The 11868-nt window shown below is 40.2% G+C and carries 12 protein-coding genes; all 12 read left to right on the forward strand.

What is annotated here, in order from left to right:
- The coding region (locus tag VIK44_RS05545) for a transglycosylase domain-containing protein (RefSeq protein WP_331552850.1) at positions 1-1300 on the forward strand (1300 nt) is incomplete at its 5' end.
- Between the two features lie 26 nt (positions 1301-1326).
- Positions 1327-1680 carry a cupin domain-containing protein gene (locus tag VIK44_RS05550; RefSeq protein WP_331552851.1) on the forward strand — a complete coding sequence of 118 codons (354 nt, stop codon included), beginning with the start codon at positions 1327-1329 and terminating at the stop codon, positions 1678-1680.
- On the forward strand, positions 1677-2318 hold the full coding sequence (nth, locus tag VIK44_RS05555; protein WP_331552852.1) for an endonuclease III: 642 nt from the start codon (positions 1677-1679) through the stop codon (positions 2316-2318). Before VIK44_RS05550 ends, nth begins: the two co-directional genes overlap by 4 nt.
- Before the next feature lie 106 nt (positions 2319-2424).
- A complete protein-coding gene (locus VIK44_RS05560; protein WP_331552853.1) occupies positions 2425-3567 on the forward strand; it encodes an ABC transporter substrate-binding protein in 1143 nt (380 codons plus the stop codon).
- A 103-nt stretch (positions 3568-3670) separates the two neighbouring features.
- Entirely contained in the window at positions 3671-4549 is an 879-nt protein-coding gene (locus VIK44_RS05565; RefSeq protein ID WP_331552854.1) for a branched-chain amino acid ABC transporter permease, read from the forward strand.
- Between the two features lie 3 nt (positions 4550-4552).
- Positions 4553-5557: a branched-chain amino acid ABC transporter permease gene (locus tag VIK44_RS05570; protein WP_331552855.1), complete on the forward strand. Its 1005-nt coding sequence runs from the start codon at positions 4553-4555 to the stop codon at positions 5555-5557.
- Positions 5557-6315, forward strand: a complete 759-nt coding sequence (locus VIK44_RS05575; protein ID WP_331552856.1) for an ABC transporter ATP-binding protein — start codon at positions 5557-5559, stop codon at positions 6313-6315. Before VIK44_RS05570 ends, VIK44_RS05575 begins: the two co-directional genes overlap by 1 nt.
- A gap of 11 nt (positions 6316-6326) precedes the next feature.
- Positions 6327-7031, forward strand: coding sequence for an ABC transporter ATP-binding protein (locus tag VIK44_RS05580; RefSeq protein ID WP_331552857.1), 705 nt, complete (start codon positions 6327-6329; stop codon positions 7029-7031).
- Between the two features lie 182 nt (positions 7032-7213).
- A complete protein-coding gene (gene tig, locus VIK44_RS05585) occupies positions 7214-8506 on the forward strand; it encodes a trigger factor (RefSeq protein WP_331552858.1) in 1293 nt (430 codons plus the stop codon).
- Between the two features lie 33 nt (positions 8507-8539).
- Entirely contained in the window at positions 8540-9166 is a 627-nt protein-coding gene (gene clpP / locus VIK44_RS05590) for an ATP-dependent Clp endopeptidase proteolytic subunit ClpP (RefSeq protein ID WP_331552859.1), read from the forward strand.
- Positions 9167-9169: 3 nt separating this feature from the next.
- Positions 9170-10441, forward strand: a complete 1272-nt coding sequence (clpX, locus tag VIK44_RS05595; RefSeq protein ID WP_331552860.1) for an ATP-dependent Clp protease ATP-binding subunit ClpX — start codon at positions 9170-9172, stop codon at positions 10439-10441.
- Between the two features lie 144 nt (positions 10442-10585).
- Positions 10586-11868: LON peptidase substrate-binding domain-containing protein (locus VIK44_RS05600; RefSeq protein WP_331552861.1), on the forward strand; the 1283-nt coding region annotated here is incomplete at its 3' end.

Consider the following 11868-nt stretch of genomic DNA (forward strand, 5'->3'; position numbering starts at 1 on the left):
CACCGAGGATCAGGCAATTAACTATATTAAAGAAAACATTGCCAGTGGCGGTTACCGTATCTATACTACCATTAACTCTGTTTATCAGAAAGATGCCATTGACAGTCTGACAACCGGCCTGGATAAAAACGGCTTAGATACTGAAACAGGGAGTGTTGTCACCACGGATTTAGATGGCAGTGTCAGAGCCTATTATGGTGGGAATACCCAGATTGACATGGCAGATACACCAAGACAGCCAGGGTCTAATATTAAACCCCTCTATTATGCAGCAGCCATGGATAAAGGGTTAATAACGCCTTCAACTACAATTCTGGATGCCTATACTGATTTTGACGGATACGCCCCTAAAAACTACGGCGGAGGCTATCACGGAAATGTTACGGTGAGACAGGCTTTAGTCTATTTTTATAACATTCCTTCAGTTAAGATCTTTGATAAAATTGGACCTTCAGACGCCATTGCCTTTATGCAGAAAATGGGAATTACCACCTTTGACGATTCGGATTATAATCTTGCAACAGCCCTTGGCGGAATGACTTATGGAATAAAGCCTTACGAAATGTCAGCGGCATTTAATACGCTCAACAATGGCGGTGTTTATAATCAGCCTTATTTCATTAATAAAATTGAACAAACCAACGGGAAGGAAATTTTCAACAAGGAGAAATCCAATTTAACAACCCGCAAGGTAATGTCTGATACCACGGCAACCAATATGATGAGTATTCTTACGGATGAGGTAAAATACGGAACCGGGAGCAATGCGAGTCAGATTTACACAACAGCAGGGAAAACAGGTACGACCAATGATGAAAAAGATTTATGGTTTACAGGAATGACTGGAAACCTCACAACCTCAGTGTGGCTTGGAAGTCCGGATAATTATGTTATCGGCGGGGCAAGCTCGATGGCGGCAGGTATTTACGGATCTTACCTGAGACAAATAATTAACCAGGATTTGCTTGAAACTACAACTTTAGATCGAACCTCCGACGATGAGAATACAACCCCTGTAAAATCCATTGACTCCGGAACGACAACCAAAGATACGACCACAGATACAAAAAAGGATACAACCACGGATACAACCACGGATACAACCACGGATACAACCACTCCAACTACAGATACAACCACAACTCCGCCGACGGATACAACTACAACCCCGCCGACGGATACAACCACAACCCCGCCGACGGATACAACTACAACCCCGCCGACGGATACAACGCCAACGCCAACGCCAACACCAACACCAACACCAACGCCAACACCAACAAAACCAACAACGAACTAAAAGAAAACTAATGAAGGGAAAAACACGTGATAGTTAAAAAAGACAGTCTGGTAACAGAGATTAAAAAAAATATACAAGGCGGTAATGGCGCACCAGCCATTACCCATGTTGTCGGAGACAAAATCCTGGGCAGTAAAGGACGGATGTACTCACGAATTGTATTGAAATCCAAGGATTCAATTGGTTACCATCAGCATGTCGGGGAACGGGAAATTTTTTATTTCCTGAGTGGATATGGGACGGTGAAAGATGACGAAGAAATAATGAAAATTGGTCCTGGGGATGTGATGGTTACTCCGGATCAGGGTTATCACAGTATTGAAAACACTGGAACTGAGGATCTGGTTTTCATGGCATTGATCCTCAATGGGGATGCATGACAAAAAAAAATAGAGATGAAATCCTAGCCACATTAGAAAGCCTTTACGGGCATGAAAAATGTGGCTTGGCTTTTAATTCCCCATTCGAATTATTAATTGCAACCATCCTTTCCGCACAATGCACAGACGTTCGGGTGAATATTGTGACAAAAGAATTGTTCCAGAAATATAATACTCCGGTCGCACTTTTGCGCTTAGGAGAAAAAGGACTTATTGAAAAAATCAGAACCTGTGGGTTGTCAAATACCAAGGCTAAGAATATTATTCTGACTTGTAACCGGCTTCTGAGTGACTATGGCGGAGTGATTTCTCAAAGTCTTGAGGAACTCATTACCCTGCCGGGGGTAGGGCGTAAAACAGCCAATGTGGTTCTAAGTAATGCTTTTGATATTCCGGCTATTGCAGTGGATACTCACGTGTTTCGGGTTTCCAAACGGATTGGCCTTGCCAAAGGAAAAAACGTATTGGAAGTGGAAAAAGAATTAATGAAGAACATTCCTGAAAATAAGTGGTCCCAGGCACACCATTGGCTCATATGGCATGGCAGAAAATGCTGTACTGCCAGGAGCCCGAACTGCATCAATTGTGCCCTCAGATCCTTATGTATTGAAGGTAGGAAAAGGCTCAAAGTGTTGTAATACAAAATACAGTCGAGCACAATTATTTCTTGTAATTTCCTTAAGAATGGTTTATGATAGTCACTAGGATAATCATTGAAAAGAATGAGGAGGAAAAAGAAAAGAAATGAAAAAAAGAGTAGTCAGTGTTTTTATTGTTGCAATTTTTGTTGCATCAATTTTCACATTTGCAGGATGTTCATCATCCGGCAGCAGTGATGACGTCATTAAGATCGGTTTTATTGGACCAACCACCGGGGATGCCGCTATTTATGGAAGTTCAGCAAAAGATGGTGCGATGTTGGCAGTTGAAGAAATTAATGCGGCAGGTGGTGTTAATGGTAAGCAAGTTGAACTTATTGCCTATGATTCCAAAGCGGATCAGACAGAAGCTATTAATGCCTATAATCGTTTAAGAGATCAGGATGGTGTTGTAGCTGTTATTGGCGGAACCCTGAGTGGTGAGACTTTAGCAATGAAAGACATTATGGTTCAGGACAATATGCCGGTATTAACCCCAACCGCAACAGCTGTTGATGTTACGGTGAATGCTCCGAATATTTTCAGAGTATGTTTTCTTGATAGCTATCAAGGCGCTGCGGCTGCAAATTTTTCGGCTGATACTTTAGGTGCAAAAACAGCTGCATTGTTAATAGGTGCAGGAAATCCTTATTCAGAAGGCGTCGCTGCAGCCTATCAAACTGCATTTACTGCAAAAGGCGGTACCATTGTAGGAAGTGAATCTTACGGTTTGCAAGATAACGATTTTAGTGCCCAGTTAACGAAAATTAAGGAAATGAATCCAGATGTTGTTTTTGTTCCTGATTATGTGCAAAAAGTGGGACCCATTCTCCAAAAAGCCAAAGACATGGGCATTACTGCAAAATTCATTGGTGCAGATGGTTGGGATGGTGTTCAGGTAGATTATGCTGATGCAGCCCAGGGTAATTACTTCACAAACCATTACGCTGCGGATTCACCCTCGGCAACGGTGCAAAACTTTATTACAGCCTATAATGCCAAATACAGCAAAGTTCCAAACTCTTTCTCAGCATTAGGTTATGATGCAGCTTATGTTATGACTGATGCCATTAAAGCAGCCGGATCTACAGAATCGGCTGCAATTATTACTGCCTTGGCAGCAACTGATTATCCAGGGGTTACCGGAAATCTTAAGTTTGATGAAAATGGAGACCCTAAGAACAAAGAAGTTACCATCATCAAAATTGATGGCGGCCAACTTAAATTTGAAACAACTGTTATCAATTAATAGAAATTTTAGTTTGAATTTCATATTGTATTAAAAAACAGGGGATATAGAAGAGAATGGTCTCTTCTATATCCATTTTATTATTATAGAAGGAGGAGACAATGTGAATTTATTTCTGCAGCAAGTGATCAATGGCCTCAACATAGGCAGCATTTATGCACTTATTGCGATTGGTTATACCATGGTTTATGGCATTATTAAACTCATTAACTTTGCTCATGGTGAAATTATGATGTTCGGTGCTTATTTTGCATTCATTGCAGCCACCAGTTTTCAAATGCCTGTTTGGGCAATTCTTTTGTTAGTGATGACGATTATGGCGGTTGCTGGTGTTGCCATTGAATTTGTTGCCTATCGGCCACTCCGAAATGCACCCAGGCTTTCAGCTCTTATTACTGCCATTGGTGTCAGTTTGTTTTTGCAAAATCTTGCTTTGATTATTTTCAAGCCGGAACCAAAGATAATGCCAAAACTATTCCCGGAAATGAACTTTAATATTGGTGGTATTGATATTAGTTCGACCACACTGATCACCATTGGAGTGTCTCTTGTATTTATGGTTTTATTGGATCTTTATATCAGAAAAACAAAACAGGGTCGTGCCATGCGTGCCGTATCAGAAGACAAGGATGCAGCGATTCTTATGGGGGTTAATGTTAATCGTACAGTCTCGTTAACCTTTGCTCTGGGTTCAGCCTTAGGTGCTCTGGGTGGTATCTTATATAGCGTGGCCTATATTCAGATATATCCAACCATGGGTGTCATGCCGGGGTTAAAAGCTTTTATTGCCGCTGTATTAGGTGGCATCGGTATTGTTCCGGGGGCTATGTTAGGTGGTTTTATTATCGGTATGGTGGAAACTCTGACAAAGGCATACCTTTCTACGACTTGGGCAGATGCCATTGTTTTTGCGATTCTGATTATTGTACTGCTTTTTAAACCAACCGGAATTCTCGGTAAAAATACCAGAGAGAAGGTGTAAGTAATGGATAAGAATAAACGCCGAACTTATATAATTAACGCCATTGCGATTACCGCACTTTATCTGGCCTTTTTTATTTTGATTCAAACAAAGACCATGAACAAATATCTTATTGGTATTGCTATTCTGACCTGTATTATGATCATCATGGCAATGAGCCTTAACATCGTAGCAGGGTTTTTAGGGGAAATGGCCCTTGGTCATGCTGGCTTTATGGCTATTGGTGCCTATTCCTCAGCCAGTTTTTCAATTGCCCTATTTAATACTGGCGTCGGTTTACCAGACCTGGTTGTACTCATATTGGCCATGATTGTTGGGGGAACGGTTGCCGGGATTTTTGGAATACTCATTGGTACGCCAACACTAAGGCTTCGTGGGGATTATCTGGGGATTGTGACCATTGGATTTTCCGAAATCATTCGTATTTTCTTTGTCAATTTCCAACCCACAGGAGGAGCGGCAGGATTAACGGGAATCACCAGACTGGTCAACTTTAATAATGCTTACTGGATTACAATCGTTATAGCAATATTGATTTTCACCTTTGGACGATCAAAACATGGCCGGGCCATTATTTCAATCAGAGAGGATGAGATTGCATCAGAATCCGCCGGAGTGCCAACAACCCGCTTTAAAGTATTGGCCTTTTCATTGGCAGCCTTTTTTGGTGGTATGGGTGGCGCTTTATATGCCCATTACCTGGCTTTTTTAGAACCAAGCAAATTTAATTTTATGTTTTCAATTGAAATGTTTGTCATCGTGGTTCTGGGCGGATTAGGCAGTCTCACCGGGTCTATTATTTCAGCGATTGTTTTAACCGTATTGCCGGAAATGCTCCGTGGTTTTGCTCAATATCGATTGCTGGTTTATTCACTGGTGCTTATTATCATGATGATTTTCCGACCTCAGGGAATCTTTGGTCGGACTGAATTCTCATTAACAGGAGCTATTGATTTATTAATCCTTCGAAAAAACACAAAAAATTCCGTGGACGGAGGTGAAGCATAATGTCTGTATTATCAGCAAAAAATATTACTATCCAATTTGGTGGACTGACAGCTGTGGATCAGTTTAATCTTAATTTAGAACGCCATGAACTGGTTGGCCTTATTGGGCCAAATGGGGCAGGTAAAACCACTATTTTTAATATGCTTACCGGGGTTTACGTTCCGACAAAAGGAGAAATCACCCTTAACGGAGAAAGTATCATTAAGAAGAGCACTCATGAAATCGTTAAGCTCGGTGCCAGTCGGACTTTTCAGAACATTCGCTTATTTAAAGATTTAACGGCCATTGAAAATGTAAAGATTGCCTATCATAATTTCATTGATTATAATCTTATCCAGGGGATGTTTAGAACGAAAAAGTTCTGGACCGAGGAAAAAAAGGCCCAGGATAAATGTATGAAGCTTCTGGATATTTTTAATATGGGCGGATATGCCAATACATTAGCAAAAAACTTACCCTATGGTCAGCAACGCCGATTAGAAATCGCGCGAGCTCTGGCATCTGAACCCAAGGTCTTAATGCTGGATGAACCGGCAGCAGGGATGAATCCCAACGAAACCGCGGAATTGATGGAGACGATCCATTTTATCAGAGAAAAATTTGATATCACTATTTTATTAATCGAGCATGATATGAAACTGGTTATGGGAATTTGCGAACGTATTGTCGTCGTGGATTATGGAAAAACCATTGCCGAAGGGACACCGGATAAGATTAAGAATAACCCAGAGGTTATTCGCGCTTATCTGGGCGATTAGGAGGCCATGAAATGCTTAATGTAACAGATTTAAATGTACATTATGGAAAAATACATGCCATAAAAGGGGTTAGCTTTGAAGTGAATGAAGGGGAAATCGTGACGTTGATCGGCGCAAACGGCGCTGGGAAAACAACGATTCTTCAAACAATTTCTGGTTTACTCAAACCATCAAAAGGCGTGATCACTTTTAATGGAGACAATGTCAATAAGATACCGGCACATCAGATCCCTGAAATGGGAATTGCCCATGTGCCTGAGGGAAGGCGGATTTTCGCTGAAATGACCGTTCACGAAAACCTCATGATGGGAGCCTATATTCGTAAAGATAAGGAAAAAATCGAAAAAGATCTGGAAAAGATTTTTCTTAACTTTCCGCGACTTAAGGAAAGAATTAAACAGATTGCCGGAACCCTCAGTGGTGGTGAACAGCAAATGCTGGCAATGGGACGGGCGTTGATGACCTGTCCAAAACTGATTCTTTTAGATGAACCATCGATGGGCCTGGCACCCCTTTTAGTGGATGAAATATTCAATATGATCCAAACGGTTAATAAAGCAGGAACAACGGTACTACTGGTTGAGCAGAATGCAAATAAGGCATTGCATATTGCCAACCGTGCCTATGTTTTAGAAACCGGATGTATTAAACTCTCTGGTAAGGCTAAAGACTTATTGGAAAATCCCGAGGTTCAAAAGGCCTATCTGGGTGGTTAAGACTATTCTAAAAACTGTCTTCTATGGAGGCAGTTTTTTAACGGATCCGGCTGTTTTTTTTGGCCATACCCCTGAAAAATTTCTTAAACACCTGTATTTTCGTTCTTGATAAGGAAATATTCCTATGATATACTATAAAAATTAAAAGATAATATAATTAAATGAAGGATACGGAGGATAACATGAGCACATCAGTAGAAAGTATTGAAAAAAATATTGCAACTTTAAAAATCGAAATTAATCCAGAGGAATTTTCAAAGGCTGTTAAAAAGTCCTATGATAAAAATAAGAAACGTTTTTCAGTTCCTGGTTTTAGAAAAGGCAAGGTGCCTAAAAAAATCATCGAAGCCCATTACGGACAGAATGTATTTTTAGAAGATGCCATTGATATTGCATTTCCGTCAGCCTATGAAGGCGCATTAAAGGAAACGGAAATCAAACCTGTGACACGTCCCGATCTTGAGAAAATTGAAAAAATGAGTGAAGAAGAGGGCGCAACCTTTATTGTCAAGGTTGGTTTAAAACCAGAAATTACATTAGGCGAATATAAAGGGGCTGACATCGAAACTTTGGAACCTGTTATTTCTGAAGAAGAAATGGCGGCTGAGCTTGGAAAAATGCAAGATCAGAACTCTCGTTTGATTACACTGGATGAAGGTGTTGTTAAAGACGGAGCCACCGTTACCATTGACTATGAAGGATTCCTTGATGGGGAACCATTCGCCGGAGGAAAAGATACGGATTACGATTTAATCATTGGCAGCGGAAGCTTTATTCCGGGTTTTGAAGAGGCCCTCATGGGAGCTGAACTTGGTGAAGAAACCACTGTGAAGTTAAGCTTCCCAGAGGATTACCATGCCGAAGAGCTTAAAGGAAAACCGGTTGAATTTAAGGTTTTGCTTAAGGGAATTAAAGAAAAAGAATTGCCTGCGCTAGATGATGAATTTGCTAAAGACACCAGTGAATTCGATACCCTGGATGAACTCAGAGCTGATGTTGAAAAACGATTAAAAGCAGTAAAATCAACCGATCTGAAAGCTGCAGCTGAAGCTGCAGCGGTTAAGTTTGCAGTGGATAACGCATTGGTTGATATTCCTTATATTATGGTTGAAGAAGAGGTTGATCGTAACCTTGAAAATATTGAAGAACAAATGAAACAACAGGGAATTTCCATGGAAGACTATTTTAAGTTCACTAATGCCAATCCCCATGATTTTAGGAATAACCTTAAGGCTGATGCTGAACGCAATATTAAAACCGAGTTGGTTCTTGCAAAAATCAGTGATCTGGAAGCCATTGAAGCAGCAGAAGAAGAAATTGACGAAGAAATAAAAGTTTATGCACAGGCCTATGGCCATGATGCTGAAGAATATAAAAAGAATCTGAACGATCGTATGCTGGAATACCTGAAATCAAATATCAAACGTCGTAAAACCGTGGATATGCTGATTGAAGTAGCTGTCGTAACAGTTTAATAAATAAAAATCGGAAAGCAGGAAAAAGCGTTCATGCTAATAAGTAAAACTAAACAACCAATTATAACAAATAATCTCGTTCCCATGGTCGTGGAACAAACGGGTCGTGGGGAACGCTCCTACGATTTATTCTCCCGGCTGTTAAAAGAACGGATCATCTTTTTAAACGGAGAAATCAACGAAAGCCTTTCGTCCATTATCGTTGGTCAACTCATTTTTTTAGAGGCTGAAAGTGCTGAAAAAGACATCCAAATTTATATTAATAGTCCAGGTGGGTCGGTTACAGCCGGGCTTGCTATTTTTGACACCATGAATTATATCCAATGTGATGTATCCACTCTTTGTGTTGGATTGGCGGCATCCATGGGAGCTTTTATTTTAGCAGCAGGTGCAAAAGGAAAGCGTTTTACACTTCCAAACAGTGAAATTATGATCCATCAACCTCTTGGTGGAGCCCAGGGACAAAGCACGGATGTTGAAATCTATGCTAAACGTCTCATAAAAACCCGGGAAAAATTAAATAGTATTCTCAGCGAACGAACAGGACAACCATTAGAAACCATTGCTAAAGATACCGACCGTGATAATTTCATGGATGCAGATGAAGCCAAGGCCTATGGATTGGTTGACAAGATCATTGTTTCAAGAATAGGAGACTGAAAAATGGCTATAAATGAAGAAGGCATTGAAAATGCACGTTGTTCCTTTTGTGGTAAAAATCAGTCCCAAGTCAGGCGAATGGTTGCCGGTCCCGGAGTTTATATCTGTAATGAATGTATTGAACTTTGTGAAGAAATTATGGAAGTTGACGTTTTTACAGAGGAAATAGATTTTGAGAACGTTCCCAAGCCCAGAGAAATAAAAACAAAATTAAGTGAATATGTTATTGCTCAGAACCATGCGAAACGGGCATTGGCAGTAGCCGTCTATAATCACTATAAACGCATTACTTCTTTGGAAGACAGTGATGAAGAGGTTGAGCTTCAAAAAAGTAATATTTTACTCATTGGCCCAACAGGTTCAGGTAAAACTCTTTTAGCTCAAACCCTGGCACGGGTACTCGATGTCCCATTTGCAATTGCAGATGCCACCTCATTAACAGAGGCAGGGTATGTTGGGGAAGATGTTGAAAATATATTATTAAAGCTTCTTCAAACAGCGGATTTTGATGTTGCAAGGGCTGAAAAAGGCATTATCTACATCGACGAAATTGATAAGATAGCCCGCAAAGGGGATAATCCTTCGATTACCCGTGATGTCAGTGGGGAAGGCGTTCAACAGGCACTTCTTAAAATATTAGAAGGAACCGTTGCCAATGTACCTCCTCAAGGTGGGCGAAAGCATCCGCATCAGGATTTCATTCAAATAAACACCAATAACATTCTTTTTATTTGTGGTGGTGCCTTTGATGGAATGGACAAAGTCATTGAACAACGTACTGAAAAAAGCTCAATGGGCTTTGGTGCTGATATCCGTCATTCCAAAGAAAAAGTGAAGGATGAAGAAGTTTATAACGTTCAGCCCCAGGATCTTTTAAAATATGGTCTAATTCCAGAATTTATTGGAAGAATTCCAGTGATTGCATCCCTTCAGTATTTAGATGAGGAAGCCTTGATTCAAATTTTAACCGAACCACGTAATGCTTTAGTGAAGCAATACGTTAAAATGTTTAAAATTGAAGGGGTTGAGCTTGAATTTCAAAAAGAGGCTTTAGTTGCTATTGCAAAAAAAGCTTTGGAAACTAAAACAGGTGCTCGAGGACTCCGTGGGATTATTGAAAATATTATGCTTGATATTATGTTTGAGGTACCTTCCAATGATAATATTGAAAAGGTGATTATTACCAGGGATGTTGTTGAAAAACAAGTTGAACCAATCATGATCTTAGGGCAAAAATGTGATTGTGAAGAAGCGAGTGATAAAGTAGGATCCTAAAAAGCCCTTGGGCTTCTCCAGACCGTTTAAAAAGCCCAATTACTTATTGGTACAAAGGTACCTTGTATTTGACGTTTTTTTGCGGTCTGTTGTTTTTTGAAACGAATAAAGCCAAATAACGAATGAGGTAAGGAGTTGATAAATTTGAGTATTCAAAATGAAAAAACTGTTAATGATAACACCGATCAAATTGGCATTATTGAACCCGAATTATTTGTTCAGGAAAAAGAAACCATGCCCCTTATTCCTTTAAGAGGAATGAGTGTATTCCCGGGAATGGTCGTGCATTTTGATGTGGGCAGAAAAAAATCCATTAAAGCGTTGGAAGTCGCCATGGAAAAAGATCAAATGGCTTTTTTAGTCACTCAAAAAGAAGTAATTAAAGAAGAAATTACCCCTGAAGATTTTCATACCGTCGGTTGTAAGGTTAAGGTAAAACAGCTTTTGAAAATGCCGGATAACCTGGTCCGGGTTTTAGTTGAAGTTCATGAGCGTCGTGAGATTGTTGAGTTTGAGAGCTTGGAGCCCTATTTTTTAGTGACAACAAAACCCGTACGTTCGGTGTATTACGACACAAAAGAAAACCGCACCCTTGTTCGTATGATCAGAGAGTCTTTTGCTAATTATATGAGTGTGACAAGAAAAGTTGCAACCGATTTAATTTTAGCCATGGATTCACTGGATGATCCGGATCAGCTCATTGATATTATCGGAGCAAATCTATTTCTTGACCTTGAAGATAGCCAACGATTAATCCAGGAAACAGATGTTAACCGTCGTTTAGCCATTACCTATGAAATATTGGTTGAAGAAGTTGAAATGATTAAAATAGAACATAACATTGATGAGAAAGTTCGTGGTGAGATGTACAAACACCAACGAGAATACTATCTCCGTGAACAGATTAAAGTTATCCAGGATGAACTGGGCGAAGGTGATATCCAAAACGAAATTGATGTATATAAAGATCGTCTCGATGCACTTGATGTTGAAGATGAGGTTCGGGATAAAGTTTTAGGCGAGCTAAGCCGCTTAAATAAGGTGCCCCAGGGCTCTTCGGAAGCCGGACTCATTCAAACTTATATTGAATGGATTTTAGACCTGCCATGGAATACCTTAACTGAAGAAACTATTGATGTTTCAATGGCGAGAACGATACTGGACGAGGATCACTTTGCTCTTGAGAAAGTTAAAGAACGTATTTTAGAATATATTTCAGTGCTTCAACTTTCAAATGGTATGAAGTCACCAATTATTTGTTTAGTGGGACCTCCAGGAGTGGGTAAAACCTCCATAGCAAAATCCATTGCCAGGGCACTTAATCGAAAGTATGTACGAATGTCTTTAGGGGGAATGCGTGACGAAGCTGAGATTCGTGGCCACCGCCGAACCTATATTGGTGCCATACCGGGAAGAATCATTTATAA

Source organism: Acetobacterium sp. (assembly GCF_036508315.1).
Taxonomy (GTDB): domain Bacteria; phylum Bacillota; class Clostridia; order Eubacteriales; family Eubacteriaceae; genus Acetobacterium.

What these genes read in the sequence shown, in the direction of transcription:
- nth (WP_331552852.1), top strand. Translation starts at nt 1,677, where the DNA reads ATGACAAAAAAAAATAGAGATGAAATCCTAGCCACATTAGAAAGCCTT.
- VIK44_RS05560 (WP_331552853.1), top strand. Translation starts at nt 2,425, where the DNA reads ATGAAAAAAAGAGTAGTCAGTGTTTTTATTGTTGCAATTTTTGTTGCA.
- VIK44_RS05570 (WP_331552855.1), top strand. Translation starts at nt 4,553, where the DNA reads ATGGATAAGAATAAACGCCGAACTTATATAATTAACGCCATTGCGATT.
- VIK44_RS05575 (WP_331552856.1), top strand. Translation starts at nt 5,557, where the DNA reads ATGTCTGTATTATCAGCAAAAAATATTACTATCCAATTTGGTGGACTG.
- VIK44_RS05580 (WP_331552857.1), top strand. Translation starts at nt 6,327, where the DNA reads ATGCTTAATGTAACAGATTTAAATGTACATTATGGAAAAATACATGCC.
- tig (WP_331552858.1), top strand. Translation starts at nt 7,214, where the DNA reads ATGAGCACATCAGTAGAAAGTATTGAAAAAAATATTGCAACTTTAAAA.
- clpP (WP_331552859.1), top strand. Translation starts at nt 8,540, where the DNA reads ATGCTAATAAGTAAAACTAAACAACCAATTATAACAAATAATCTCGTT.
- clpX (WP_331552860.1), top strand. Translation starts at nt 9,170, where the DNA reads ATGGCTATAAATGAAGAAGGCATTGAAAATGCACGTTGTTCCTTTTGT.